The sequence below is a fragment of the Aurantiacibacter sp. KMU-128 genome (assembly GCF_056933515.1).
On record NZ_JBXORT010000001.1, the window covers coordinates 249,106 to 275,697 of the forward strand.

Sequence of the window (26,592 nt, forward strand, 5' to 3'; positions counted from 1 at the left end):
GTCCCCGTATTCAAAAATGCGGCGCCGGAAAAGGTCGGCACCGCAGTAAACTTTCCCATTTGAAGGGAAGTGTGGCACGAATAAGGCCAATGGACGGCAATCGACATAAGCGCAAGACAGAGCGACGGCCCAAAAAGCCGCTTTCGCCGGCGCAATTGCACGATCTGGCACTGTCTTACGCGGCCCGATACGCCACCAGCGCGGCCAAGCTGGAGCGGTATTTGCAGCGCAAACTCTACGAGCGCGGCTGGGACGAGGCAGCGGGTGACCCGCCGCCCGATGTGGCTGGCCTTGTCGCGGATTTCGTCGCCAAGGGGTATGTCGATGATGCAGCCTATGCGCGGATGCGGGCAGGCGATCTGCTGCGGCGCGGCTATGGCGGAGCGCGGGTCAGCCAGGCGCTGGGGCAAGCGGGTATAGCCGAGCCGGTGCGCGAGGAAGTGGCGCCCGATGAAGCGGAGAAACGCCGCGCCGCACTGCATCTGGCGCAAAAGCGCCGCTTCGGGCCCTTTGCCAGTCAGGCTATGGACAGGGAAAAGCGGGAAAAAGCCATTGCAGCAATGCTGCGCGCAGGCCACACATTCGACCATGCCCGCGCGGTAATCGACGCGGAAACCGAAGAGCAGGCGCGCCGGTGGCTCGCCGAAGCAGAGGAACAGACTGATGACCGCCCTTTTTAAACCCTTTGGACTGGTGGCCGCGCTGGCCTTGGTCGCGTGCAATGGTGAAACCGCCGACGCCACGCCCGAGCCGACCACTGCCGCAGGGCAGGCCGCTGCCAATGACAATGTGGATCCCGAATCGGGTCTTGAAGTCATCGATGTCACTGTCACCACCGATGAAGGGACGCACACTTTCCGCACCGAAGTGGCCGCCACTGACGAACAGAAGGCGCGCGGCATGATGTTCCGCAGCGAAATGGCGCCCGACACCGCGATGCTGTTTCCCTATGAAGAGCCGCGCGATCTCGGCTTCTGGATGCGCAACACCTTCCTGCCGCTCGACATCATTTTCATCGCCGAGGACGGGACGATCATCAATATCGGCGAGGGCATTCCTTACAACGAAGAAACGGTCGACTCCGAAGCGCCCGCCATCGCGGTGCTCGAACTGCTCGGCGGAACCTCCGAAGAACTGGGGATCGAACCGGGCGATACCGTTTCGTGGGAACAATAATCCATTGGCATAAGCCCGCTTGGCGCAGGGCAATGATCAGGCTAAGGGCGGGCGCATGAGCCTTCTGATGAAAATTTTCACCTGGTGGGACGGTGCCACCATTGGCACGCTGTGGTGGTCGTTCAAGAACGGCGAACACGTCGGCACCGATGCGCAGGGCAACAAATATTACCGCACCAAGCGGGTGAAAGACGGCCAGCGGGAGCGTCGCTGGGTGATCTATAACGGCCCCAATGATGCGAGCCGCGTGCCGTCCGAATGGCATGGCTGGCTGCACGGTTCGTATGACGAATTGCCCGAAAGCCATTTGCCACCGCCCAAGATCTGGGAAGTCGACTACACGCCCAACGCCACCGGCACCGATTCGCGATACCTGCCCGCAGGCGCGCTGGAACGCGGCGGCAAGCGCGCTGGCGCAACCGGCGATTACGAAGCGTGGTCGCCGGAAGGCTGATCGGATGCGCGCCGGCATCGCTCTTCTGGCAATAGCCGCTCTCTCCGCGTGCGGCGGCGAAGCGCCCGAACCGGCGGCGGAAGAGACCGATATCCCCGAAGAGCTGGCGCGCAATGTCTCGCCGGAAGTTGCCGAAGGGATCGAGGCCGCGCAGGCGCTCGGCACACCGATGGCCGAACGGATGGCGACCATCGGCCTCGTCAACAAGCGCAATAACGAAACCCGCGAGCTGGAAATGCGCCCCGGCGAGCAGCAGCGGATCGACGATGTCATCATCCGCCTCGCCGCTTGCGAGCGGACCGCGCCTTGGGAAGACCCTCAGCAAACGGGCGCTTTCGTGCAGGTACTGGTCAATGAACGCCCTGCTGCGGGCGAAGAACCGCAATGGATGAGGGTCTTCTCCGGCTGGCTGTTCAAGGAACTGCCCAGCATCAATGTGGTGGAGCACCCGGTCTATGATGTCTGGGTAAAGGACTGCGCTATGAGCTTCCCCGGCGAGGAAGACGCGCCAGACGCGCCGGCTTCGGAACCCGCCGAACCCGCTGCGGAAGAGGCCTGATACACCTGCGCAAGCGCTTGCGGCAGAGTCATGGCTGGTTGTGCGGCGCAGGCCGCGTGCAGCATTTCCTGATAGCGATCACGGCTGACTTCGACCGCACCCAGCGAGGCGAGGTGGCCGGTGATGAACTGGCAATCGAGCAGAACGTAGCCCGCCCTTCGCATCAGCGCCACGAGCCATGCGAGCGCGACCTTGCTGGCATTATCGGCGCGGCTGAACATACTCTCGCCGCAGAATACGCGGTCAAACGCCACGCCATACAACCCGCCTAACAGCGCGCCATCGCGCCAGCATTCGACCGAATGGGCAAAGCCTTGGCGGTACAGATTGCGGTAGCTCGCATCGATCACATGGCTGATCCAGGTTTCGGGATGATCGGGGCGCGGCTGCGCGCAGGCAGCAATCACCGCCGCAAAATCGCCATCGACGCGCACGGTAAAGCGATCCTGCTTGATGATCTTGGTGAGCGATTTCGAACAGCGGAAGCCGTCGAGCGGCAGAATAGCCCGCTGGCGCGGTTCGACCCAGAACACGTCTTCGTCCTGCCGCGAATCGGCCATCGGAAACAGCCCGCTGCGATAGGCGAGCAGCAGCGTTTCGGGCGGAATGATCGGAGGCGCGGGCGCGTGCATTACTGCGACTCTAGCAGCTTCGCCGGTGTCCGTCGCCACTTCCCTGCTTGCCATCGCCCGCGCCGCGTTATAGAGGCGCACCTCCCTGCAGGGGTGTAGCTCAGTTGGTAGAGCATCGGTCTCCAAAACCGAGGGTCATGGGTTCGAGTCCCTTCGCCCCTGCCATTATTTTCGAAACCGCATCCGCGCTTTCGTCCTCGGTGCTGTTCGCTCCGCCGGGACTGCGTTCCGGCTGCGCGGCACCTGCGGGTCGGCCGCGTGGCCTCGGTCGGTCTTGGAACGACCGATTCGAAGGTCCAACGCAGCCTAGCTCCTCTCATTCGTCATCCCCGCGAAGGCGGGGATCCAGCTTCCTTCTATCCCAAATTAACCATATCGCGCTAAGGCCTCGCCTATGACCGCGCGCATCATCGACCACATCCGCACAGCCGACTGGCTGACGGGCGAGCGTGTGCGCGGATATGCGGCGATTCTTGCACTCGCCAGCCTTGCTTTGCTGGTGAACAGCTACGCGAAGGCGATGGGGCCGGACGGCTCCGATTTCCTCGCCTTTTGGGGTGCGGGCCATGTCACGCTCGCGGGCGATCCGGCTGCGGCTTACGACCTTGCGGTGCAGGAGCGGGTGCAGACCGGCACGGGCAGCACCGGCTGGTTCGCCTTCGTCAATCCGCCGCCTTTCCTGTTCCTCGCGGCGCCCTTCGGTGCCTTACCCTTTCCGGTTGCGTGGATCGTGTGGGTCGCCGTGACCTATGCCTTGTGGGCCTGGGCGGGCATCCGCGCCTTTCCCCGCTTGTGGCCTCTGGTGCTGGTCTTTCCCGGAGCCCTGCTCGCCGCAGGCCATGCGCAAACCGGTTTGCTGACCGGCGCGCTGCTGCTGGGCGGGGTGGCGCTGGTGGACAAGCGCCCGCTGCTTGCTGCGGCCTTGCTCGGGGCGCTCGTTATCAAGCCGCATCTGGCGTTGCTCATCCCCTTCTGGCTGGCAGGCGCGGGGCGGTGGAAAGCTTTTATCGCGACCGGCGTTGCGGCGGTGGGCTGGCTCGGTTTGTCTTGGCTCGCCTTCGGCACGGAGATCATGCTCGCCTACACCACCAGTTGGGATGCGAGCGCGGCGCTGATGCGCAGCGCCGATGCGGCCTTCTACCTGCGCATGGCGACGCCTTACAGCCAGCTCAGCCTCTTCGCGCCGGAAATGCTGGCGCTGGCGGTGCACGGCGTGATTGCGCTGGCGATGATCGTGCTGGCGACGCTGGCCGCGCGGCGCTTCAATGGCGATATGCTGGCGAGTGGCGCGCTGGTGCTCGCCGCGACCGCGCTCACGTCGCCTTACCTCTTCAGCTATGATCTGCCTTTCCTGATCCTGCCCGTGCTGTGGCTGGTGCGCGAGGGGCTGGCGCGGGGCTTCCGCGATTACGAGAAGCTGGCGCTCGTCGCGCTCTGGGCCGCACCTTATGCGACGCGGGCTCTGGCGTTGCCGCTGGGGGTGAACCTTATGCCGCTCGCCAGCCTGCTGCTCGTCTGGCTGGTGTGGAGCCGGGGTGGCACCGAGCGTTAACTTGAAGCGCGTCCAGCATTAACAAAACTGAACCTCCGCGAAATATCCGCGCCACCGGCAATTCAGATTGGCTGCGGTAGACCGTTCTTCACTGACGACGAGTCGAGGCAAGTCGCAGCATCGGAAAACAGGTCAATGAAGGAGGCCGGATATGTCGAGTAGGATTTACACGTCGAGCCGCGGCGATACATGGACCAACCCGCGTCCTTGGAGCGATGCGAGCCTGCGCTACGCCACCTATGGCAAGGTGCAGCCGATGCACGAGCCGAGCTGGCTCGACCGGCTTTTCGGCCGCGTCTGACAAGGCGATGGTCTTAGCCCCAAGCAAAAGGGCCGGAAGCTGAACCCAGCTCCCGGCCCTTTTTGTTGGTTACCGCCGTCCGAGTATTATCAATACTCGTTCGGCTCTTCCGGCGTATCCGCAGTGTGCGTCCGGCCAGCGTCTTTCTGACCCTTGGCCAGCTTGAACACGACGCCCGACAGCAGCGCCAGCGCCAGCAGGTTGGGCAGCGCCATCGCGGCGTTGGAGATGTCGCCCAGACGCCACACCAGCTCCAGATCCTGGGTCGAGCCGATATAGATCACCACGCACCACAGCACGCGCCAGATCATGTGGAGGATCTTCTCGCCACCACGGGTAGAGCCCGGAATGCGGTCATACATGAAGGTGATCGCCCGCTCGCCGTAATAGCTCCAGGTGAGCAGAGTGGTGAAGACGAACAGGATCAGCGCCACCGAGGCAATCAGCGTGCCCAGCGGAATGCCAACGATTTCCAGCGGGAAAGCCGCCGCAAACGCGCCGCTCGTCATGGCAAAGCCGTTCAGGTCGGAATTCCACGCATGGGGCACAGGCTGCCCGCCCCCGGTGAAATCGCCCTGCACGGTCAGGATCACCAGCGCGGTCATGGTGCAGATCACGATGGTATCGATGAAGGTGCCCAGCATCGCCATCCGGCCCTGCTGTTCGGGATCGTCGGTCTGCGCCACGGCGTGCGCGATGGCGGTGGAGCCCTGCCCGGCCTCGTTCGAGAACAGGCCGCGCGCCACACCTGCGCGCATCGCGATAATGATCGCTGCACCAAGGAAGCCGCCGGTTGCCGATTGCGGGTTGAACGCGCCGTAGAAGATCAGGCCGAAGGTCTCGCCCAAATCGCCGAAATTGAGGATCAGCGCGATCAGCGCCATCACGATATATGCGCCGGCCATGAAGGGCACGACCTTCTCTGCCACATTGCCGATCGACTTGATGCCGCCGATGATGACGATGAAGACGAGGATCGCGGTGATGAGGCCGCCCATCCATTCCTCGATGCCGAACAGTTCGTTCATCCCGTCGGCAATCGCGTTGGCCTGGATCGAATTGCCCGTCACCACGGCGGAGAACAGCGTGCCGAGACAGAAGACGATGGCGAGCCACGTCCATTTCTTACCCAGCCCCATCATGATGTAGGTCATCGGGCCGCCGCGATAGACGCCGTCGGAGGTCTTCTCGCGGAAGCGGATGGAGAGTGAGCCTTCGGCAAAAGCCAGCGCCATGCCGAACAGGGCGGTAACCCACATCCAGAAGATCGCGCCGGGGCCGCCCAGGGTGATGGCGGTGGCAACGCCCGCCAGATTGCCCGTGCCGACTTGCCCGGACAGCGCGGTGGAGAGCGCCGCAAACGGCGAAATCTCGCCGCTGCCCGAACCCTTGCGTCCGGCGAACAGGCCCTTGAAGGCGCTGCCCAGCTTGACAATGGGATAGAAACGCAGCCCGATCATCATCCACAGGCCCATGCCGAGCAGGGCCACGATCATTGGCGGCAGCGGGATGACTTCGACGCCGTTCCAGGTGCCTGCCCATATGAAGTCGGAAATATTCGTAACGCGGTCGATCAGGCTGACCGGTGCCTCTTGTGCTGCCACTTGGAACCCCTTGGTAAATTTTCCCCGAAGGCTGGGGTGCTAAAGCCCAAATCCCGCTCTGCAAACCCCCTTGGTCACATTTGCAATCACTTTTGCGGCCAATTGCGGCGCAGAGTGTCGCAATCCGCACCCTTGCCAAGCCGCAAACACGCCACTAGATAGCGCGGTGTCTTCCGACATTGGAAATTCACGCAGCCCCTCCCGAGAACTGGCTCGGGGCGGCGAGAAGTCCTACCCGGAAGGCGGCGCATTTGTGTGAAAGATGAGAGCGAGAGCCGCTATGGCCGAGGAAAAGAGCACCGCCGTCAAAACCCGCACCAGCCCGGGCGAATTCGTCCGTCAGGTGCGTTCGGAAATCCGCAAGGTCGTCTGGCCGAGCTGGCCCGAGACATCGCGCACGGCGATTTTCGTCGGTATCATGGTGGTGGTGCTGTCGCTGTTCTTCCTCGCGGTCGATTCGACTTTCGGTTGGGTTGTCCGCCAGCTGCTTGAGCTGCTGTAAATCCGCGCCGCACATTCGGGAAATTTGAGGGAAATTAGAGACACACCATGGCTGCCCGCTGGTATATTATTCACGCCTATTCCGGTTTCGAAAACAAGGTGCGCGATGCGATCATCGCGGAAGCCGAACGCCTCGGCCTCTCCGAAGGGGTAGAGGAAGTGCAGGTGCCCACCGAAACCGTGACCGAGATCAAGCGCGGCAAGAAGGTGCAGGTCGAACGCAAATTCATGCCCGGCTATGTGCTGGCCAAGCTGAACATGACGGATGATGTCTATCACCTCGTCAAGAACACCCCCAAGGTGACCGGATTCCTCGGCAGCGGCAACAAGCCACAGGCGATTTCCGAACGCGAAGCCGCGCGCTATTTCGGCGGCGTGGAAGAAGCCAAGGCTGCACCCAAGAAGGACATCAGCGTCGATTACGAAATCGGCGATGCGGTCAAGGTGCTGGAAGGCCCGTTCGCGAGCTTCAACGGCGAAGTCGAGGAGCTCGATTTCGACAAGGCGAAGGTCAAGGTCAGCGTGTCGATCTTCGGCCGCGCCACGCCGGTGGAACTGGACTTCGACCAGGTCGAACTGGTGAAGTAGGGGTTGCAGGCTTCATTTCCGGTAAAAGCAAGAAGGGCCGCACGAACAGTGCGGCCCTTCGTGTTAGGGAAAATGTCGCAAGCCGTTACTGTCCCGCAATAAAGGCGGCCAATTCCGTTTCCAACTGGTCGGCCCGTGCGCCAGAAACGCGGGTCTCGGTAAAGGTCTGGCTTCCCCAAATAAGCGTGAAAGTGTTGTTCTGGACCGCGCTCACATCGAAGCACTCACCAGTTTCAAGGGCGTAAGCCAAGCCGGCTTCATTGGGTGTCCTGTCCGCGCAGCTTGTCACGACAGTGTAGGAATACTTATTCCACACGGTTTCACCAATAAGTCGAGCATAATAGGTATTGTTGCGAAATGTTTCGTACCGGTCCCCGTCATTCCACCAGAAACCCTCTATGTCGCTGACGGTGGGGTTCTCGACTGTCAGCACAAGATCTTCCGAGTTCATTTCTGCCTGCGTCATCTCGACGGGCGCCGTCTCTTCGGACGCGGCCTCTCCCTCTTCAGCGACAGCATCGTCCGTAGTCTGCTCGGCCGGCGCTTCATCCTCGGCTACCGCAGTGCCGGGTGCAGACTGGCCGCAGCCGGCAGCCAGCAGAGTCAAGGCTGCGATATACGCATATTTCTTCATAAAACCCCCATTCCTGTTGGAGCCCGAATCGCACGCGCGATTGCGCCAACTCCGCTCCCGTCGCGGAGACTTATCGGGATGAAGCCCTATTGCAAGTATCGGCCGGCGATCACCTAATTCGCAAACCACCCCATCGTCTCGCCATAATACGCGCCCATCGCGATCGTATCGACCGCCGCGTGGGCGAGGATGCAGGCCCAGAGGTTGCCGTTCATCCGCCAGCGCAGCCAGCCGAGGAACAGGCCGACCGTGCCTGTCACCAGCACGCCGCCCCAGCCTTGATAGGCGTGGGGGAGGCCGAACAGCGCGGCCTGGATGACGATCACCAGCCAAGGTCTGCCGCGCAGGCCCGACACGCGCGCCAGCCGGTCCATCAGGAAGCCGCGATAGAGCAGTTCCTCCCCCGTGCCCGCCGCCAGCCAGGCGACCCCGACGATCCACAGCGCGAACATGGTCGGGCTTTCGGTCACCAGATCGAGCACGAGGCTGGCATCGGGCACGCCCAGCCCCAATTCTCCGGCAAGCCCGCCGACGCCGATGAATATGGCGAAAATCACCGCTGTCCCTGCCGCCGCCCACGCCAATGTAAGTGGCCAGCCGATGGCAGGCGTGCGCAAAGTCCACGCCGCGCCGACCCGCCCCTCGCGCCGCAGCCACAGCCACGCGGCGAACAGTCCGGTGGCCATGCCCACGGTGACGGTCAGCCAGGTGGTGAAGGAATTGAGCTGCAACTCGCCCGTCGCGCCGCTCTGGAAATGTGCCAGCGCCGCCGGGATGGCGGGCGCGGTGCTGGCGACGAAATACACCACTGCGACCGTGATGATCTGCGCGATCAGCAGGCCCCAGCCGATTGTCTCCACCGCAGGCGGCGGAAAGGTAACGCCGCGTTTGCGCGGCGCCGGGGCCGGTGAATCGGCGAACACATCAGCCGGATTGTCCATGGTCGATCCCTGTTGTCGTTTGCCCCCTCCTTTGCGCGGGGCGGGGCAGAGGCGCAAGAGCGTCATCGGGCTTTCCTACATCGGTTGGGCTGCGGCACAGCTGCCGCCTATGCTTGAAGCCGCCCACAGCATGGCATTCTCCTGCCCCGAACGAAGCGGAACGATTTTGCGCCTGAACGGTGTAACAGGTGTAACAGGTTCGCCTCTGTCGCTACGCCTCCGGAGGCGCAAAAGGCTTGCAAAACCGCAACCAGCCGCTATCTGCGCCGCTCCCTTACAAACAGTTCGGGATTCCGTGCGGGAGCCGGTGAGCGATCACCGGCGCTGGACCGCTTAACATGAGCATCCGTCCAAGGCTCCTTACCGGGGCCGGATGCGACAGTGAGAAAAGGAGGCCATCATGGCCAAGAAGATCGAAGGTTACATCAACCTTCAGGTGCCCGCCGGCACCGCCAACCCGTCGCCCCCCATCGGCCCGGCTCTGGGCCAGCGCGGCGTCAACATCATGGAATTCTGCAAGGCTTTCAACGCCGCGACCGACAGCCTTGAAAAGGGCGCGCCGATCCCGACGAAGATCACCGTCTATGCTGACCGTTCGTTCACCTTCGTCACCAAGTCGCCTCCGGCGAGCTTCCTCATCAAGAAGGCGATGAAGATCAAGTCGGGTTCGAAAGAGCCGGGCAAGACCACCATCGGTTCGATCACCAAGAGCCAGCTGGCCGAGATCGCCGAAGTCAAGATGAAGGATCTCAACGCCAACGATATCGATCAGGCGGTCAAGATCATCGCCGGTTCCGCCCGTTCGATGGGCATCGATGTGGTGGAGGGCTAAGCACATGGCAAAGCAGACCAAGAAGCAGCAGGTTGTCGCCAAGCTCGATGCCGAGAAGCTGTACACCGTTGATGAAGCGCTCGCCGTGCTGCGCGAACACAAGGCGAAGTTTGACGAGACCGTTGAAGTCGCGATGAACCTCGGCGTCGATCCGCGTCACGCCGACCAGATGGTGCGCGGCATGGTGTCGCTGCCGTCGGGCACGGGCAAGGACGTAAAGGTTGCCGTGTTCGCACGCGGCGACAATGCCGAAAAGGCGCTCGCCGCCGGTGCCGACAAGGTTGGCGCAGAAGACCTGATGGAAGATATGCAGGCAGGCAATCTCGATTATGACCGCGTGATCGCCACGCCGGACATGATGGGCGTTGTCGGCCGTCTCGGTAAGGTGCTGGGCCCCAAGGGCCTGATGCCGAACCCGAAGCTGGGCACCGTGACGCCCGACGTGGCGAAGGCCGTGAAGGACGCCAAGGGCGGCCAGGTCGAATTCCGCGTGGAAAAGCAGGGCATCATCCACTCCGGCATCGGCAAGCTGAGCTTCGACGACGCGGCGCTGAAGGCTAACTTCAAGGCGCTGACCGAAGCGGTTGTGAAGAGCAAGCCGTCGGGCGCAAAGGGCAAATATGTCCGCAAGGTCGCCATCAGCAGCACGATGGGTCCGGGCCTGAAGGTTGATCTTTCGGAAGTCGAAGGCGCGTAAGCCCTTTCCTACAGATCACCGCACCGAAAAGGGCCGGAGGAGCAATCCTCCGGCCCTTTCTGTTTGGCGGTCCCAGCGCGCGATTGCACCGTCCCGCCGCTTCGTTCAGTGGGCAGAAAGCCGCGCGGCCCGATCGGGCGGGCGGGGCGCATAGTCAAAGGACTCAACCATGAAGACGATCTCAACTCTCGCCATTCTCGCCAGCGGCCTGGTTGCCGCACCGGCACTGGCGCAGTCCAATCCGGTGACGCCCAGCGGTTTCCACATCGGCGCAATCGCCGGTTACGAGGGGCTGGAAGTCGAAGCCTCCGACACCACCGGCACCGCGACTGCCGACAGCGTGGTCTACGGCGTTGCCGCCGGTTACGATCTCAGCCTCGGTAGCGCCTTTGTCGGGATCGAGGGCGAATATTCGGCCAGCGGCAGCGACACCAGCTTCCCGACCAATCTTGGCGCAGTGCGCGACGGGCTGGAAGCCGACGGCCAGTTCTATCTCGGCGCGCGCGCAGGTTTCGCCATCACGCCCGGCATCGCCGCCTACGGCAAGGCCGGGTACACCGCGCTCGACACCCGCGCCTTTTCGACCGCCGGTTCGCTCGACGATATTGACGAGAATGCCAGCGGCTTCCGCTTCGGCGGCGGGGTGCTGGTGCAATTGCCCGGCGCGCTCGAAGGGCGCATCGAATACCGCCGCTCGCAATATCGCGATCTGGGCGAAGGCACGTTCGGCGACGCGACAACCGATCAGGTCGTGGCCGGCATCGGCCTGCGCTTCTGAGCATATGCGGGGCCGGGAGGCGCGTCCTTCCGGCCTTGCGCTTCACGCCGAGTAACCCTCGGGCGACCAGCGGCGAATTCCCGATTGGTGGGGGCACCACATCAGGAGTTCACCGTAATGTCTGCCAAGCTCAACCAGTTCCTGAAAGTCGCCGGCGGTCTGGCGCTCGCCGCCCCCGCCATGGGCCTTGCCGCGCCCGCAATGGCGCAATGCTATGGCGCGAGTTCGCCTTCGCGTTCCGCCTATGATAGCAGCCGCACAGCGAGTCCTTCCGACGCGCGCGAAGCCCGCGAGCAGCGCCGCGCCGAACGTGCTGCCCGCCGTGAAGAACGCCGCCGGGCGGAGCAGGCTGACCCATGCACCGCCGATCCTTGTGCCGCCGAGAACTGTGCCGCCGCAAGCTGCTCGGCTGATCCTTGCGCTGCCGCTTGTCATGCGCATGGCTGCTGCGCCGCGCATGATTGCGGAGCCGATCCCTGCGCCGCCGCGCCGTGCCATGCCCATGATTGCAGCGCGGACCCTTGCGCGGCTGCTCCCTGCGGAGCCGATTAGACAAGCGTATGTGCGAAGGCCGGGGGAGCGATCCACCGGCCCTTGCTACCTCACACGTCCAGACTGTCGTAAACGACAACGCGGCTCCACAGGTGCTGGTGATCCGCAACGAATTGCTGGTGCAACGGGTGCTGCTGGTATTCGAGCTGCGCGTCGCGGTCATCGAACAGCATCAGCTCGGACACGGCAAAGCTGGAATCGACCACATCGCGCGCCTCGGTATCTGCGGGAACGCCGATATGCAGTTCGCGAATGACTTCGATCGCCGCAAGGCCGCGCAGGCCTTCGATCAGCTGGTCACGGTCTTCCACCGAGTCCGGATTGGCGAGCCAGAAGAACACCTGATGGCGCAGATACCGCCCGTGGCTCGCGGCAGCGGCGCTGCTCCCCACCATCACGGCAGGCGTCGCAACAAGCCCGCCAACAACGGCGCGGCGGCTGATTTTGGATGTGTCATGCGGCATACCGTCTCCTCATCGCGAGTGATTCAGACAACGTTGTCTGATTACTCCAAGGCCTAGGCTAATTCGTTGCTCCTGTGAAGGGCACTCGCGGTGCTAGGCAGCGGACAGGGCGCAGCTGGCGGGCGTAGAACCAGCCGATGCCGATGAGGCTGAGGCCCAGGGCGACGAAGCTGATGATACGCAGCACCTCGCCAAGCCCAGCCACATCGAACAGGAACACTTTGCACACTGCGAGCAGCATCAGCACCAGCGAACCGATGCGCCAATTGCGCTGGCCGCTGCGCGATCCCCAGACGAGGAAGCCAATAGCAAGCACGATGCCGAGCAGCGAGCGGAGCAGGTCTTCGGTCTGGCTCATATCGGTGGCGGTGAGGACGCTGCCCGCGAAAGCATGGCGCAGCTCGCTCAAGCCCCAGAAGGCGATCAGCACCATGACGACCGCGTCGCCTATCTGCCGCAGGCCTTCGTCCATCTTCCCGCGCGATTGCCGGGTGAGCCACCAGACGGCAACTATGGCGATGGCGTAAGCGGGCAGCAGCCAGTTGGCGAGCGGTAGCGTACCGGTCGCCTGCGTGCTCCACAGCGGATTATGCAGCGCAAAGGTGAACCACGCGAAATGCGCAAAGCCCGCTCCCGTCAGGCACAGAGCAAGGAGGCGGTATTGCGGGCGGATGTGTAGTAGCGCGACTCCCGCGCCGACGAGCAGCGCCTGCCACAATGTCCGCTCGGCCATGCCCGACCGCGCGAACGCCTCTGCGCTATCGATGCCGAACAGCTGCTTGTAAGCAGTGTGCAGCACGATGAGCCCGGCGAACCCGGCCGCCAGCGCGAGGCCTCTGCCCAGATGGTCGCGCTCCATCGCCAGACAGCGCCAGCTGGCAAAGCCCGCCGCGATGACAAAGGGCAGGGCAAAGCGCGCGGCGTCCTTGAGCGCAGGAACATCGGAAACATACATTGGGAGGGCAACGAAAGCCTCCGCGCCGCCGGCCATCCAGAGGAAGACGTGCGGTGATGCCCAGAGCCCGCCTAGCGCCAGCAGTGTCAGCCATGCTCCGCTGCGGTGGGTGAGGAACCAGATCGCGGCCATCGCGCCCAAGGCCAGCGTCCAGGCGAGCGCCTCGCCGGGGATCACTTGGGCAGCGAGCACGTAGAGGATGATCGCGCCAATGCTTTCGGCCAGCCGCTTCGCCCTGCGCCGCCATTCGACCAGCGCGAGCGCGAGGAATGGCAGGCCCGCCACGCTCCAGCGCACAAGCGCGCGCAGCGTATCGGGCGTGCCATATTCTCCGCCCACGGCAAGCGTGAGCTCGGTCAGCGCCTTGCCGGTCGAAAGCAGGGTGACGAGGACGATTGCCGCGCCGCCCCAAGCGACGCCTGCAAGCGTTTTGCGGCGGTTGCGGCGGATAAGCTCGGCCAGCACCAGCGCCACGGCTGCGGCACCGGTCACTTCCGCCCAATCGGGCAGGACGGTGTGCAATGCGGCAAAGGCCAGCAGTCCGCTCACCGCGACGGGGAGCGCGAGCAGCCTGTCGAGCGCGCTCTCCACGCGCCAGCTCTTCCAAGCGCCCAATGCGGCCAGCGCCGCCAGCAGTGCCAGACCTGCGGCAAGGCCGGGAATGGCAATGCTGTTGTCGCCCGATCCGAACTGCCAATGGCCCACCGCGCCCAGCGCCAGCGCGCCAAGGCTCAATTGCGCCGAATGCAGCACCTCGCCGCGCCGCAGCCACATCAAGGCGAGCGGCAAGCCGAGCCCGATGGCGGTGAGCGCGGCTGCGACTGTGACGAACTCACCCACCGGCGGCGAACCCCATATGGCGAGCAGGATCACGCCCAGCGCGAGCGCCAGAGCGTTCGCCGGTTGTAGCGCCTTCTCCCGCCACGAAAGCACCGCCAGCGCGGCAGCGAGCAGCAGATAGAGGCCCCATGTGAGCAGATCGAACCCCGCCAGTGCCACCAGCGCGGCCAGTTGCGCTGCACCGACCGCTCCTGCCGCCACGCGGGCCAGCGCGTGATAGGCGTCGCGCTCGATCAGCAGCGGCACCGCTGCGCCGAGCGTGACCAGATAGAGGCCCACCGCCAGCCGGTCTCCCGTCGCCACCAGATCGCCCAGCAGCATCAGAATACCCCACAGGAAGCCGCCACCCAGCGCGGTGAGCGCGAGCCAGGCATAGCCGAGCCGTTTTGCCGTGAGCGCCAGCGCCGCCGTCAGCAGCGCGAGATAGACCGCCAGCACCGGCACATTGGCCTTCTCGCTCTCCACCATCAGCGGGGTGACAAAGCCGCCGACAAGGCCGAGGATCGCGGTGGGCAGGCCGAAGCGGAAGGCGAGGCCGAGCGCCAAGGCGGTGACCAGCGCCAGTCCGCCAAAGGCGACGCCGGGGCCGATCAGCCCGTACATCGCGCCTGCGAGGTAGAAGGCGGCATAGAGCGTGGCGATGCCCGCTCCGGCCAATGCCTGCCGCACCCTTTCGTCGCCCACCCGCTCGGCAAAGCGGTAGGCGCCCTCGGCGAGTGCTAGCAGCACAAGGCCGAAGACAAAGCTCAGCGCGACACGCACTTCGGGGCCGAGCAGGCCGGCCTCGATCGAATAGCGGACAAGGAAAATCCCGCCGATGGCGAGCGCAAAGCCGCCCGCCCAGATCGGCAGGCGTCGCCCGAAAATGTCTTCGAAGTCGAAACTGCGCGCGAATTCGGTTTCGGTTTCGGGTTCGGGTTCTTGCTCCGGCTCCGGTTGCGATGGTGCGGGCGGTTGGCTTGGCAGAAGCGGTGCGGAAACAATCGCCTCTTGGGTGGCCGGACGGGTCTTGGCCACCGGCTCGGGGATCACCTCTGGTTCTGGAACAGGCTCTGCTTCCGGCTCGGCCTCTTTCGCAGGAGCCGTTCTTGGCACCGTCCGCGTCGTCGGGATAACACGGACCGGTACCACCGGAGGCGGAGGCCGCGCGGAGAGCGAGGAGATAAACTCCTCCAGCGAATCCACCCGCCGCTCCATCACGCCCAGCCTTTGCCACAGCATGACGCAAACAATCACCAGGCCGAAGATGAAGATCCAGTCCATTCAGCGGCGATGCTATATCCCGCCCGGCGTAAAGTCATGGCCTTCTTCGCCCAACGCCTCGCACAAGGTGTCGACCGCGCTGGCAAGGATTTCCGCGCTGGTGGAGCGGATGACGAAATTCGCGCCCACACGGCCTTCACGGAAGAAGGGGTAGCTGCCGATCTGGCAATCCTCATGCGCCGCCTCGACCGCGCGCAGGATTTCGGCGACTTCGCTTTCATTGACCCAGCAGCCCACGGTTTCGGTGAGGAGCGGCGCGCCGCCTTCGAGCGCGCCGGTCAGCCCGTCGAGCATTTGCGCGGTGATATGCGGGACGCCCGCCATCAGGAAAATGTTGCCGTGGCGGATGCCGGGTGCGCCCGAAATGCGGTTGGGGATCAGCGAAGCGCCCTCGGGCACGCGCGCCATGCGCAGACGCGCCTCGGTCAGTGCCAGCCCGCGTCCTTCGTAATAGGCGGCGAGCATTTCGCGCGCTTCGGGATGGATGGTGACCGCCACGCCGAGCGCCTGCGCCACCGCATCAACAGTGATGTCATCATGTGTGGGGCCGATGCCGCCAGTGGTGAAGAGGTAATCATGGCCCGCCCGCAAAGCATTCACCGCGCCGATAATCGCGTCCATATCGTCCGACACGACGCGCACTTCGGCAAGGCGGATGCCCTGCACCTGCAGCCATTTGGCGATCTGGGCGATATTCGCATCCTGCGTGCGGCCGGAGAGAATCTCGTCCCCGATCACCACCAGTGCCGCGGTCCAGATCTTGCCCGATAAGGTCATGCTCTACTCGGCAGCGATGGCCTGATGGTCTTCGGCCTCTTCCGCCGCGGCGGCGCTCTCATCGACCGTGTAGAAGCGCAGCACACCGTCGCGCACAGGGCGCTGGCGGAAGTCCTTCACGTCCTCCAGATAATCGTGCTTCAGCGTCCACGGACGCTCCGGCCCCACCTTGGGCATCAGATGCCGCGCGCGCTGGAGATAGCCGGAGGAATAGTCCCACGGCTCGACCGTTTCGGGCTCGTCCTCCGGCGCCAATTCGGCCACCGCGACATTCGCGCCCGCCTTGGCCATGTCATTCAGCACGTCGCAGGCATATTGCGCGTTGCAGTCGGCGCGCAGAGTCCAGCTGGCGTTGAGATAGCCGAACACGAATGACAGGTTCGGCACATTGGAGAACATCGTCCCGCGGTAGAAATAGTGGTCGGTGAAATCGACCGGCGCGCCGTCCTTGGTCACTTTCACCTTGCCCGCGAAAACGAGGCGCAAGCCGGTGGCGGTCACCACGATATCGGCGGGCAGATGCTCGCCCGATTTGAGTTTGATACCCTTGGCATCGAAACCGGCGATGTGATCGGTGACGATATGCGCCTTGCCCGCGCGCATCGCCTTGTAGAGGTCGCCGTCGGGGATCAGGCACAGGCGCTGCTCCCACGGGTTATAGGGCGGCTCGAAATGCTTGGGATCGTAGAGCGGGCCGAGGCTTTCGCGCTGCATCCCGCGCAATTTGTCGGCCAGCTTCTGCGGATTGCGGCGCGAGAGCGCAAAAATGTAGTCGCGGAACAGGATGTTCTTGCGGCGGGTTAGCCAGTAGGCGACCTTCTCCGGAAACCAGCGGCGGAAGCGGTGGTCCCACTTGTCGCGGCGCGGGCCCTTGCCCATCCAGGTGGGCGTGCGCTGGAGCATGGTGACGCTTTCCGCATCCTCCGCCATCGCGGGCACCAGCGTGACCGCCGTCGCGCCCGAACCGATGATGACGACCTTCTTGCCCTTGTAATCGAGATTGTCGGGCCAGAATTGTGGGTGGATCACCTGCCCGCCGAACTTGTCCAGCTCCGGAATATCGGCATCGTGCGGGTTGTCGTAATCGTAATAGCCGCTGCCGAAATAGAGCCAGCGCGCTGTAAGCCTGTGTTCCTTGCCATCCGCCCCGCGCGAGGTGATCGTCCAGCGCGCGGTGCCGCTGTCCCAATCGGCGCTGAGCACTTCCTCGTTAAAGCGCATATGTTCGCGGATGCCGCGTTCATCGACCACGCGGTCGAGATATTCGAGGATCGCGGGGCCATCGGCAATCGCATCGTCATGCTTCCACGGCTCGAACGAAAAGCCCAGCGTGTGCATATCCGAATCCGAACGCACGCCGGGATAGCGGAACAGGTCCCACGTCCCGCCGAGTTGCGCCCGCCGGTCGAGAATGATGAAGCTATGATCGGGACAATGCATCTTCATATGCCCCGCCATCGAAATGCCGGAGAGGCCCGCGCCAATAATCAGAACGTCGGTATCAGGCTGGCTCATCACATCCACTCGCAGTTTGGTTTCGTTGGGCAACCTAATTGGGCAAACTGCCCGCGCCTGTAAACAGGGAATGCCCGTTGGCGTCCGGATTGTCACTACCGCCATCAGTGACGAGGCCATAGGCGGCGCGGGCGGCTTTCACGGTGTTGGAGAGCAGGCAGGCGATGGTCATCGGCCCGACACCGCCGGGAACGGGCGTGACCGCGCGGGCGTGCTGCACTTCGTCGAATGCCACATCGCCCACCAGCTTCGTCTTGCCGTCCTCGCCTTCGACACGGGTGATGCCAACATCGATGATGACCGCGCCTTCTTTCACCCAGAACCCGCGCACCAGCCGCGGTGCACCCGCCGCAGCGACGATGACATCGGCCTTGCGCACGATATCGGGCAGGCCGTGTGTGTGGATATGGGTGACGGTGACGGTCGCCTCGGCCTCCAGCAGCAGGTTCGCCACCGGCTTGCCGACGATGTTCGACTTGCCGATCACCACCACATCCTTGCCCGTCAGATCATCGATCACGGTGTTGATGAGCATCATGATGCCGAGCGGGGTGCAGGGCACAATGCCGCCCGTGCCGGTGGACAGCCGCCCGACATTGACCGGATGGAAGCCGTCGACATCCTTCTCCGGCACAATCGCGCCCAGCACTTTGCCCGTCTCGATATGCGCGGGCAGCGGCACCTGGCACAGAATGCCGTGGACTTCGGGATCGATATTGAGCCGTGCGATCAGCGTCAGCAGCGCATCTTGCGAAATCGTATCGGGCAGGCGGTGCTCGGTCGAGCGGATGCCGACTTTCTCGCACGCGGCGATCTTGCGGCGGACATAGACTTCGCTCGCCGGATCATTGCCGACAAGGATGACGGTCAGGCCCGGCGCGGGATGGCCCGCTGCGACCAGTTCCTCGACCTGGCGCTTGGTGACTTCGTCCAACTGCGCGGCAATGGCGCGTCCGTCGATAATGTCTGCCATGGGCGGTGTTGTCCTGCTGGTGGGCGGGTAGTGCTGGCGCGCTCTTAGCACTTCGCAGGCGGTTTCCCAGCCCCTGTCCAACGGTCTGCCGCCTTTTGCTTGCCAGCATCGCCCCGCCTGCTGCACAAGCGCGGGCATGATCAAACGTTTCTTGCTCCTCGCCTTCGCTATGCTCGCTTTGCCTGTTGCCGCTTCGGCGCAGGATCAGGGGGGTGACCATGAGGGGACTTGGGCGCTCCGTATCAACGATGCGCATATCTGGGTTTTCACGCTGGAGCGTGACGGCGAGGGCGGCTGGGATGGCAGCTGGCTGCGGCCCGCGCGGTTCGAAGGCAATGGCATCGTCTTTGTCCGCTTTGCCGGGGAAGAGCTGGTCGAAGCTGCTGACGGGTCGCAGCGCGAAGGCGTAGTGCAATTGCGCTTCCCGCCCACCCAACGAGGCGGCACGGGCGATGTGCTGCATTTCGCCATGACCGGCGAATATACGATGACGATGGAATATCTCGGTACCGAGCTGGAGCCCTATCCGCTTGTGCGCGTGGTGCGCGGCAGTGGGCTGGGGCCGTTCGACGAAGATATGATCTACGACCGCGACAATGCGGCGACGGTGGCGGAATATGATCCGGCGGATGAGCCGAGCGAGGCGGAGCTTGCTGCTGCCGAGGCTATCGAACCTGCCGCAGAGGAATTGGCTGAAGAGGCTGTAGAGGTGGACGAAGCTGTCGAAGCGGAGGAAGCTGTCGAAGCCGTCGAAGTCGTCGAAGCAGAAGAACCCCGCCCCTCTCGCATGACCTATGATTTCCTCGATGGGCTAGGCGAGCCAGTTGTCGCAGCGCCGGCAGAAGTAACATCAGGGCAAGCGGCAGAAGAGCCTGCCGAAGCGCCGAGCGCTTCCGACCTCACCACCAGCCTTGAGGAAAACACCCGCGCCTGCACAGACCTTGACCGGCGCAATCTGCCCGATCCCGAGGGCCTCGACGCGCTATGGGGTGCAGATTACGAGCAGCTTGGCGACGGTCTGGATATCCGCGAATATCTTATGGGCGACGGCCAGATCGCGCGCGTCACCGTGCTCGACGACCGGATCTACCTCAACCGCTGCGGCCCCGCCTGAACGGGCGGGAGCCGCAACCGGTGACCAGGCTCACTCGGCCGAAGCGCGCCATTCGCTAAGGCAGCCGATGACCTTTTCTTCGATCTGCCGTTCGACTTCGCGGCGCAGGGCACTGCGCGTCAACGTGAAGGTGAAACCGTCCTGACAGAATGTCAGCGCGGCAAAGCGGCGGGTGCCGGTCACCGGCTCGTCCACAAAGGAATAGCTGTGCAGCGAAAGGGTGACCCCGCCATAGCATGACCCGGAATCCTCGCCGTCATCATAGACGATGGGGGAAATGTTGAGATTGATATACAGCGCCAGCGCGCGCTGCGTCACCGCCATATCCTCGGTGCCCATCGGTACCCGGTTGGCGCGCAGCGTATTGTTGGCCTGGTTGATTGCATCGGCATAGCGGATGCCGCAGCGGAGCAGATCGGCATCGTCAGTCTCGCCCAGCGTGTAGACCGGCGGGTAAGCCTGCGCGGCGGCGGGTTGCGCCAACGCAGCGCCAGCCATGGCGAGCCCTGCGAAAGTTGCTGTCTTCAATTTCATTATAAGCCCCCTGTTTTCATCAATCTGTTTGGATCACACTATTTGGATCATTGTGGCGTGACGGGCGTAGTCTAACGGCACGCCGCGCCAAATCCAGCGCAGATTGCTGGCGTTACAGCAAATGCCGCCTACATGACGGCGATTGTCATAAAGAGGTCCTTCTGAACGCATGAAATATCTCGCCCCCGCCTTTGTCGCGCTCCCGTTTCTGGCAAGCCCCGCGCTAGCGCAGCAGGCCGGGGACGCGGTGGAGGAGCCGGAAACGGTGATCGTCGTCACCGGCCAAGGCCTGCCCGAAACGCCTGCCGCCCCCGCCTATGCCTCGGTCACGCTGGAGCGCGAGGCGATTGTCACCAGCGCCAGCGGGCGGCTGGAAGATGTGCTGTCGGGTGTCGCCGGGTTCCAGCAATTCCGCCGTTCGGACAGCCGCTCGGCAAACCCTTCTGCGCAGGGCGCGACCTTGCGCGCGCTGGGCGGCAATGCGTCGAGCCGCGCGCTGGTGCTGCTTGACGGGGTGCCGGTGGGCGATCCGTTTTTCGGCTACATCCCCTATAGCGCCATCGCGCCCGAACACTTGGGCAGCATCCGCGTCACGCGCGGTGGCGGCGCCGGCCCGTTCGGCGCGGGGGCTCTGGCAGGCGTGATCGACATCACCAGCGCCGATGCCCGCACGCTCGGCCTCGTCAATGCCAGCGCCTTGGTGAATGCGCGCGGCGATAGCGAACTGTCGGCCAGCCTCGCGCCAGAGCTTGGCGAGGGGTTCGCCGTGCTGCACGGCCGCTGGGACCGCGGGGAGGGCTTTTACACCACGCCCGAAGACCAGCGCGTGCCCGCCACGACCCGCGCCGCCTTCGACGCTTGGTCAACCGGCGCACGGGTAGTGCAGCCGGTCGGCGCGGACTGGGAAGTGCAGGCCCGCCTGCTCGCCTTTGCCGATAGCCGCACCTTGCGCTTTGACGGGGCGGACAGCACCTCCGAAGGGCAGGACATCTCGCTGCGGCTGGTGGGGCGGGGCGCGTGGGGCGTTGATCTGACCGGCTATGCCCAGTGGCGCAATTTCACCAATGTCGTGATCTCCGCCACCCGCTTCGTTCCCGTGCTCGACCAGCGCGATACGCCCGCCAGCGGCCTCGGCGGCAAGATCGAGCTGCGTCCGCCGGTCGGCGGCGGGCACACGCTGCGGCTGGGCGCCGACTATCGCCGCAGCGAAGGCGACCTGGCGGAGGATGCCTACTCCGCCTTCACCGGCAATCTGACGCAGAGTCGCTTTGCGGGAGGCGCGACCTCGACGCTTGGCGGCTTTGTCGAAAATGACTGGCAATCGGGCGCGTTGACGCTGACCGGCGGCCTGCGCGCGGATCGCTACACAATCACCGGCGGTTTTTTCCGCGCGCTGGCTCCCGATGGTAGCGTGGTTAGCGATAACCGTTTTGCTGAGCGCGAGAATTGGGAAGTCACCTGGCGCGCCGGAGCCTTGTTCGCGGCAAGCGATGCGGTGATCTTTCGCGCGGCAGCCTATTCGGGCTTCCGTTTGCCGACGTTGAATGAATTGTACCGTCCTTTCGTGGTCTTTCCGGTGACGACACAGGCCAACGAAACGCTGGAACCGGAGCGGCTGGAAGGCTGGGAAATCGGTTTCGATCTTGTTCCTGCCGAGGGTGTGCGCCTGTCCGCCACCTTCTTCGACAATGACGTCGAAGGCGCGATTGCCAATGTGACTCTGGCCGAAAACCTGCGCCAGCGGCGCAATCTCGATGCGATTTCCGCGCAAGGGGTGGAGCTCGCCGCATCGCTGGAGCGCGGAGCATTCTCTCTCTATGGAACAATGGCTTACACCGATGCGCGCATTGTGGGGGAAGGCTTTGCGGCGCCGCTCGACGGCAACCGTCCGCCGCAAACCCCGGAAATTGCCGGAAGTCTAACCGCACGTTACAGTTTTGCAGAAGGCGCTTTCGGCAGCGTGACACTGCGCCATGTGGGCGCGCAGTTCGAAGGCGATCAGGAGGACGATGTGCTCCCCGCCGCGACAACCATCGATCTCTACGCACAAGTTCCGCTGATAGCCCAGCTGGCGCTAGTAGGGCGGGTGGAGAACCTGCTCGACGAAGACATTGTCACCCGCAACCAGGGAGGTTCGATTGACCTTGGTGCACCGCAGACCTTCTGGCTCGGCCTGCGCTGGGGGTTCTAGCTATTCGGCACTCGCACAGGTGATGCACAAGGCCGCTTCGGGCCGCGCGGCCAAGCGGCCTTCGGAGATGGCTGCGCCGCATTGCACGCATTCGCCATATTCGCCGCGTTCGATGCGTAGCAGGGCGCGTTCGATCGAGGCGATGCTGCTCTGCATCAGCCGCCCCTTCGCTTCGAGCGCCTCGTCGTCCTCCATCTGCACTGCGCGTTCCGAGGAATCGGGATCATGCGGCTCGTCAAGATCGCGCTCGATCCGCAGCAACCGCTCGCGCAATTCAGCGAGTTGCGCCTCCAAACCGGCTCTCACTGTGTCGAAGTCGCCCATGCTCATGTCCTCTCCAATCACTTTGGATATTGGCAGAGCCTAGCACTGCGCAGCCACGCACACTTTGATCCAGAGCAAATTCGCAAGCTAAGCGCTGCGCCTATTCGGCGGCGATTTCGACCCGATACTCCAAGCCCAGCCATGCGGCGAGATTGGCGAGTTCGGTCTCGACGCTCTCCTCCATCAGAAACGCGCTGTCGGGCGCGAAGGTGAGCACCAGTTCCTTGTCCGTGCGGCGCAGGCTGCTGCCGGTGAGAGAGATGCGCGTGCCCGCGCCGATCTTGCGCCCCAGCCGGTTCGCCAGCCCCCAGGCCGAAGCGCGGTGCAGCTGCTTTTCGCTCGCCATCCGCAGATAGGCATCGACGATTTTGGGCGAGCCGCAACTCGCGCGCAAAGCCTGTGCGATCATCGCGCGGCCTGTGTGATCGAGGCCGAGCCAGCGCTTTTCCAGCGCCCAGTCGGTCGAATGCGCCACCCGCATATTCGGCTCGATCCGCGCGGCGGCCTGTCCCAGCAGCGTGGCGGCAAGGCGGATGCGCTCGCTCCCGCGATTGCGCCCATCGACCGCTTCGGCAGTCCATGCCGCTTTCAGCGTTGCACTGGTGATACTGGCTCCGCGCGGCGTGGCGAAATGGGTGACCGCGGTCAGTAGCGGGTCCTGTTCGCGCTCGATTGCGGTGAGCCGGTCGAACAGCAAGCCCTCGCGCAAACCCCATGCCGAAATGACTAGCGATTCCGGCGAAAGTTCGCGCAGCATCACCAGCAGCATTGCCGCCGCATCGGGCAGACCCGCCGCGCGGTTGCTGGAGACCTCGGAAATCCCGGTCAGCTCTTCGGGATCGGATTTGGCGAGGCGGTTGGCGATTTTCTCCGCCTCGGCAGGCGTCATACAATAGGCCTGCGGATCGGTCAGCGGATATTTGGCCTTGTGCATGGCATAGCTTGCCATTGCCCGCCATGTGCCGCCGACCAGATAAAGCGGGCCAGATTGCCCTTTCGCCCATCCCGCCTTGGCCAGTTCCGCGCGCACTGCCGCCCGAAAGCTCTTGGTGCCTTTCTCGCGCAAGGCGGGCAGGCGCAGAGTGCCGAGCGGCAGGCTGATCGCGTCATGGCACCCGCCATTCTCCACCGCGACGAGTTCCAGACTGCCTCCGCCCAGATCGGCGACAACGCCTTTCGCGCCGGGAAAACCGCCTAGCACGCCATTGGCGGCGGCGAGCGCCTCTTCCTCGCCCGTCAGCACGCGCGGTGAAAGGCCCAGAGCACGCACTTTCTCGATAAAGGCAGGCCCGTTGCCCGCATCGCGCGAGGCGGCGGTGGCAACGCTGGCAACGTCGCTGACGCCCAGATTGTCGAGGATAGCGGCGAAGCGGCGCAGTCCGGCAAGCGCCATATCCTCCGCCTCCTGCGGGATCATCCCCGTTGCCGCGAGATCGCGGCCCAGCCGCGCGGTGACTTTCTCGTTCAGCCAGACATTGGGCGCACGCTTGGGGCCCGAATAGACCACGAGGCGCACAGTGTTGGAGCCGATATCGATCACCGCCCGGTCGGGCGTTTCGATGGCCTGCGCTGATCGACGGGTGCGCGCTGCGCTCACGGCGCGGACTTGCGCAAGGTCAGCTTGGGCACACCGCTTTCCTTCAGCGCCTCTCCGCGCCCGCTGAGCGATGGGTTGGTCATGAAATATTCGTGGCAGTTAAACCCGCCCTGCTCAAGCCCGTCATCGGGCGCGACACGCTGGTAATCCCCCGTTTCACCGTCGAGCAGCCAGCTTTGCTGGGTGTCGATCAGATTGGCGAGCAGCACCTGGTCGAGCACCTGGTCGTGCACCGTATCGGTCTGGATCGGCACCAGCGTTTCCACCCGGCGGTGGAGATTGCGCTCCATCATGTCGGCGCTGGAAATATAGACCTTGGCGGTGTTGCTCGGCATCGGCTCGCCATTGCCGAAGGCGTAGATGCGGCTGTGTTCCAGAAAACGCCCGATCACCGATTTGACGGTGATATTGTCGGAGAGGCCGGGGACGCCCGGACGCAGGCAGCAAATGCCGCGCACCACCAGCATGATTTCGACCCCCGCCTGGCTCGCTTCGTACAGCTTGTCGATCACGCCCTGTTCGGTGATCGAGTTCATCTTGGCCCAGATCGCCGCAGGCTTGCCTTCGCGCGCCAAGGCAATCTCGTGGTCGATATCGGCAATGATCCGCTCGTAAAGCGAGAGCGGGCTGATCGCGAGGCGCTCCATCGATTGCGGTTCGACATAGCCGGTGACGAAATTGAACAGCTTCGCCGCATCGCGGCCCAGTGCGGGGTCAGCGGTGAAATAGCTGAGATCGGTGTAAACCTTGGCGGTGACGGGGTGATAATTGCCGGTGCCGAAATGGCAGTAGGTACGCGCGCGCCCTTCTTCCTGCCGCACCACCATGGAGACCTTGGCGTGGGTCTTCATATCGATGAAGCCGTAGATCACCTGCACCCCGGCGCGTTCCAGCTCACCCGCCCATTTGAGGTTCTGCTCTTCATCGAAGCGGGCCTTGAGCTCGACCACGGCGGTGACCGATTTGCCTGCCTCGGCCGCTTCGATCAGCGCGTTGATAACGGTCGGCTGGTTGCCTGCGCGGTAAAGCGCCTGCTTGATCGAGATGACTTTGGGGTCGGCCGCCGCCTGCCGCAGGAAATCGACCACCACTTCGAAGCTTTCATAAGGGTGGTGAATGATGATGTCCTTCGCGCTGATAGCGGCAAAGGCATCGCCGTCATGCTCCAGAATGCGTTCGGGATAGCGCGGGCTGTAGGACGTGAATTTGAGATCGTGCCGGTCTTCATCGACCACTTCGGACAGGCCCGAAATGCCGATCATGCCACCTGTTTTGGTAACGAAGGCCTGTTCCAGCTCCAGCTTGTCGCGCAGCAATTCCTCGGCTTCGGGATCGAAACTGTCGTCGATTTCGAGCATTATGACCTGCCCGCGCCGCCGCCGCTGGATCGCGCTGCGGAACAAGCGGACAAGGTCTTCGGCTTCTTCCTCGATCTCGATATCGCTGTCGCGCAGCACGCGGAACACGCCGTCGCCCTTGATGGTAAAGCCGGGGAAGAGCAGCTTGGCGTAGCGGCAGACGAGGCGTTCGACCGGCACATAGATCGCTTCATCGCCCAGCACCTCTTCGGGGATGCGGACAAAGCGCGGCAAGGCGCCAGGGATCAGCACCATCTCGACCAGCTGGCTGCTGTCCGAATTGCGCGTAAGGTTGAACAGCGCGCCAATCCCGCCATTGGCGACAAAGGGGAAGGGGTGCGCGGGATCGAGCGCCTGCGGGGTCAGCACCGGCATGATGTGATTAACGAAATGATCGCGCAGCCAGCGATGCGCGTCCTCCTCCAACCGGTCTTCTCCGGCAAGGTGGATGCCTTCTTCCTCCAGCTGCGGCTGCAACTGCGCGAGCGCGTCCTGTTGCTTGGCTTCCAGCTCGCGCACCTTGGCGTTGATCGCGGCGAGCTGCTGCTTGGGCGTGCGCCCGTCAATGCTGGTCTCGGTCACACCGCTGCGCACCTGGCCAGCCAGACCGGCGACGCGGATCATCATGAACTCGTCAAGATTGCTGCCCGAAATCGACAGGAAACGCAGCCTTTCGAGCAGCGGGTAACTGGTGTTGTTCGCCTCTTCCAGTACGCGATCGTTGAAGGCGAGCCACGACAGTTCGCGGTTGAAATAGCGTTCCTCGGCGGAAAGCTCGGCGGGGTCGCTGCCATCATTGGCGGCGGGAGAATTCTGGGTCGGGTTGCTGGCCATGCCTGTCCCTTACCCCCGGCCTTGCGGCGCGTGCAAGAAAGAGCACGCGGCA

27 protein-coding genes and 1 tRNA gene are annotated in these 26,592 nt (G+C 63.8%); 15 read left to right on the forward strand and 13 right to left on the reverse strand.

Features of this window, described 5'->3' with window-relative positions:
- Positions 1-89 precede the first annotated feature (89 nt).
- The 4 genes from ACS0VV_RS01305 to ACS0VV_RS01320 are packed head-to-tail and all read left to right on the forward strand — an operon-like array spanning position 90 to position 2,189.
- Positions 90-680 (forward strand): regulatory protein RecX, encoded by a 591-nt coding sequence (locus tag ACS0VV_RS01305; RefSeq protein WP_483530940.1) that lies wholly within the window; start codon positions 90-92, stop codon positions 678-680.
- A complete protein-coding gene (locus ACS0VV_RS01310; RefSeq protein ID WP_483530941.1) occupies positions 664-1,176 on the forward strand; it encodes a DUF192 domain-containing protein in 513 nt (170 codons plus the stop codon). Before ACS0VV_RS01305 ends, ACS0VV_RS01310 begins: the two co-directional genes overlap by 17 nt.
- Before the next feature lie 55 nt (positions 1,177-1,231).
- Positions 1,232-1,630: an NADH:ubiquinone oxidoreductase subunit NDUFA12 gene (locus tag ACS0VV_RS01315; RefSeq protein WP_483530942.1), complete on the forward strand. Its 399-nt coding sequence runs from the start codon at positions 1,232-1,234 to the stop codon at positions 1,628-1,630.
- A 4-nt stretch (positions 1,631-1,634) separates the two neighbouring features.
- Complete coding sequence (locus tag ACS0VV_RS01320; RefSeq protein WP_483530943.1) at positions 1,635-2,189, forward strand: DUF2155 domain-containing protein; 555 nt, start codon at positions 1,635-1,637, stop codon at positions 2,187-2,189.
- Here ACS0VV_RS01320 and aat read toward each other — a convergent pair.
- A complete protein-coding gene (aat, locus tag ACS0VV_RS01325; RefSeq protein ID WP_483533477.1) occupies positions 2,084-2,821 on the reverse strand; it encodes a leucyl/phenylalanyl-tRNA--protein transferase in 738 nt (245 codons plus the stop codon). The two genes, ACS0VV_RS01320 and aat, sit on opposite strands and share 106 nt — an antisense overlap.
- An 89-nt stretch (positions 2,822-2,910) precedes the next feature.
- Between aat and ACS0VV_RS01330 the strand changes: the two genes are divergently transcribed.
- From ACS0VV_RS01330 to ACS0VV_RS01340, 3 genes are all read left to right on the forward strand, one after another.
- Positions 2,911-2,986: transfer RNA gene (locus ACS0VV_RS01330), tRNA-Trp, on the forward strand.
- Between the two features lie 229 nt (positions 2,987-3,215).
- Positions 3,216-4,373, forward strand: coding sequence for a glycosyltransferase family 87 protein (locus ACS0VV_RS01335; protein WP_483530944.1), 1,158 nt, complete (start codon positions 3,216-3,218; stop codon positions 4,371-4,373).
- Positions 4,374-4,524: 151 nt separating this feature from the next.
- Positions 4,525-4,674 (forward strand): hypothetical protein, encoded by a 150-nt coding sequence (locus tag ACS0VV_RS01340; protein ID WP_483530945.1) that lies wholly within the window; start codon positions 4,525-4,527, stop codon positions 4,672-4,674.
- 89 nt (positions 4,675-4,763) lie between these two features.
- Here ACS0VV_RS01340 and ACS0VV_RS01345 read toward each other — a convergent pair whose 3' ends face one another.
- Complete coding sequence (locus ACS0VV_RS01345) at positions 4,764-6,278, reverse strand: alanine/glycine:cation symporter family protein (protein WP_483530946.1); 1,515 nt, start codon at positions 6,276-6,278, stop codon at positions 4,764-4,766.
- 280 nt (positions 6,279-6,558) lie between these two features.
- Here ACS0VV_RS01345 and secE point away from each other — a divergent pair, with 280 nt between their 5' ends.
- Positions 6,559-6,780, forward strand: a complete 222-nt coding sequence (gene secE, locus ACS0VV_RS01350; RefSeq protein ID WP_483530947.1) for a preprotein translocase subunit SecE — start codon at positions 6,559-6,561, stop codon at positions 6,778-6,780.
- A gap of 47 nt (positions 6,781-6,827) precedes the next feature.
- Positions 6,828-7,367 carry a transcription termination/antitermination protein NusG gene (nusG, locus tag ACS0VV_RS01355; RefSeq protein WP_483530948.1) on the forward strand — a complete coding sequence of 180 codons (540 nt, stop codon included), beginning with the start codon at positions 6,828-6,830 and terminating at the stop codon, positions 7,365-7,367.
- Between the two features lie 85 nt (positions 7,368-7,452).
- Here nusG and ACS0VV_RS01360 read toward each other — a convergent pair whose 3' ends face one another.
- Both ACS0VV_RS01360 and ACS0VV_RS01365 read right to left on the reverse strand, forming a co-directional pair.
- The gene (locus ACS0VV_RS01360) at positions 7,453-8,001 is read right to left on the reverse strand and encodes a hypothetical protein (RefSeq protein ID WP_483530949.1); all 549 of its coding nucleotides are present in this window, start codon (positions 7,999-8,001) and stop codon (positions 7,453-7,455) included.
- Between the two features lie 113 nt (positions 8,002-8,114).
- Entirely contained in the window at positions 8,115-8,942 is an 828-nt protein-coding gene (locus ACS0VV_RS01365) for a CPBP family intramembrane glutamic endopeptidase (RefSeq protein ID WP_483530950.1), read from the reverse strand.
- Positions 8,943-9,342: 400 nt separating this feature from the next.
- Here ACS0VV_RS01365 and rplK point away from each other — a divergent pair, with 400 nt between their 5' ends.
- The 4 genes from rplK (at position 9,343) to ACS0VV_RS01385 (ending at position 11,801) form a co-directional block, all read left to right on the forward strand.
- Positions 9,343-9,774 carry a 50S ribosomal protein L11 gene (rplK, locus tag ACS0VV_RS01370; protein ID WP_483530951.1) on the forward strand — a complete coding sequence of 144 codons (432 nt, stop codon included), beginning with the start codon at positions 9,343-9,345 and terminating at the stop codon, positions 9,772-9,774.
- A 4-nt stretch (positions 9,775-9,778) separates the two neighbouring features.
- Complete coding sequence (gene rplA, locus ACS0VV_RS01375; RefSeq protein WP_483530952.1) at positions 9,779-10,471, forward strand: 50S ribosomal protein L1; 693 nt, start codon at positions 9,779-9,781, stop codon at positions 10,469-10,471.
- A 169-nt stretch (positions 10,472-10,640) separates the two neighbouring features.
- Complete coding sequence (locus ACS0VV_RS01380) at positions 10,641-11,249, forward strand: outer membrane protein (protein ID WP_483530953.1); 609 nt, start codon at positions 10,641-10,643, stop codon at positions 11,247-11,249.
- Between the two features lie 117 nt (positions 11,250-11,366).
- Entirely contained in the window at positions 11,367-11,801 is a 435-nt protein-coding gene (locus ACS0VV_RS01385) for a hypothetical protein (RefSeq protein WP_483530954.1), read from the forward strand.
- 50 nt (positions 11,802-11,851) lie between these two features.
- On the opposite strand, the gene ACS0VV_RS01390 is transcribed toward ACS0VV_RS01385, so the two are convergent.
- The 5 genes from ACS0VV_RS01390 to ACS0VV_RS01410 are packed head-to-tail and all read right to left on the reverse strand — an operon-like array spanning position 11,852 to position 18,588.
- Positions 11,852-12,265 (reverse strand): Dabb family protein, encoded by a 414-nt coding sequence (locus tag ACS0VV_RS01390; RefSeq protein ID WP_483530955.1) that lies wholly within the window; start codon positions 12,263-12,265, stop codon positions 11,852-11,854.
- Positions 12,266-12,323: 58 nt separating this feature from the next.
- Positions 12,324-15,323 carry a DUF2339 domain-containing protein gene (locus ACS0VV_RS01395; RefSeq protein ID WP_483530956.1) on the reverse strand — a complete coding sequence of 1,000 codons (3,000 nt, stop codon included), beginning with the start codon at positions 15,321-15,323 and terminating at the stop codon, positions 12,324-12,326.
- A gap of 12 nt (positions 15,324-15,335) precedes the next feature.
- Complete coding sequence (locus ACS0VV_RS01400; protein ID WP_483530957.1) at positions 15,336-16,100, reverse strand: competence/damage-inducible protein A; 765 nt, start codon at positions 16,098-16,100, stop codon at positions 15,336-15,338.
- 3 nt (positions 16,101-16,103) lie between these two features.
- Positions 16,104-17,615, reverse strand: coding sequence for a flavin-containing monooxygenase (locus ACS0VV_RS01405; protein ID WP_483533478.1), 1,512 nt, complete (start codon positions 17,613-17,615; stop codon positions 16,104-16,106).
- Positions 17,616-17,649: 34 nt separating this feature from the next.
- Positions 17,650-18,588, reverse strand: a complete 939-nt coding sequence (locus ACS0VV_RS01410; protein ID WP_483530958.1) for a bifunctional 5,10-methylenetetrahydrofolate dehydrogenase/5,10-methenyltetrahydrofolate cyclohydrolase — start codon at positions 18,586-18,588, stop codon at positions 17,650-17,652.
- 136 nt (positions 18,589-18,724) lie between these two features.
- On the opposite strand from ACS0VV_RS01410, the gene ACS0VV_RS01415 reads away from it, so the two are divergent.
- Positions 18,725-19,702, forward strand: coding sequence for a hypothetical protein (locus ACS0VV_RS01415; protein WP_483530959.1), 978 nt, complete (start codon positions 18,725-18,727; stop codon positions 19,700-19,702).
- 30 nt (positions 19,703-19,732) lie between these two features.
- Here the strand turns inward: ACS0VV_RS01415 and ACS0VV_RS01420 are convergent, their stop codons facing one another.
- Positions 19,733-20,236, reverse strand: a complete 504-nt coding sequence (locus ACS0VV_RS01420; protein WP_483530960.1) for a hypothetical protein — start codon at positions 20,234-20,236, stop codon at positions 19,733-19,735.
- 169 nt (positions 20,237-20,405) lie between these two features.
- Between ACS0VV_RS01420 and ACS0VV_RS01425 the strand changes: the two genes are divergently transcribed.
- Positions 20,406-22,427, forward strand: a complete 2,022-nt coding sequence (locus tag ACS0VV_RS01425) for a TonB-dependent receptor plug domain-containing protein (RefSeq protein WP_483530961.1) — start codon at positions 20,406-20,408, stop codon at positions 22,425-22,427.
- On the opposite strand, the gene ACS0VV_RS01430 is transcribed toward ACS0VV_RS01425, so the two are convergent.
- The 3 genes from ACS0VV_RS01430 to ACS0VV_RS01440 all read right to left on the reverse strand — a co-directional run bounded on the left by ACS0VV_RS01430 (position 22,428) and on the right by ACS0VV_RS01440 (position 26,540).
- The gene (locus tag ACS0VV_RS01430; protein ID WP_483530962.1) at positions 22,428-22,757 is read right to left on the reverse strand and encodes a TraR/DksA family transcriptional regulator; all 330 of its coding nucleotides are present in this window, start codon (positions 22,755-22,757) and stop codon (positions 22,428-22,430) included.
- Between the two features lie 94 nt (positions 22,758-22,851).
- Positions 22,852-24,348: a Ppx/GppA phosphatase family protein gene (locus tag ACS0VV_RS01435; protein WP_483530963.1), complete on the reverse strand. Its 1,497-nt coding sequence runs from the start codon at positions 24,346-24,348 to the stop codon at positions 22,852-22,854.
- Positions 24,345-26,540 (reverse strand): RNA degradosome polyphosphate kinase, encoded by a 2,196-nt coding sequence (locus ACS0VV_RS01440; RefSeq protein ID WP_483530964.1) that lies wholly within the window; start codon positions 26,538-26,540, stop codon positions 24,345-24,347. Before ACS0VV_RS01440 ends, ACS0VV_RS01435 begins: the two co-directional genes overlap by 4 nt.
- Positions 26,541-26,592: the final 52 nt, after the last annotated feature.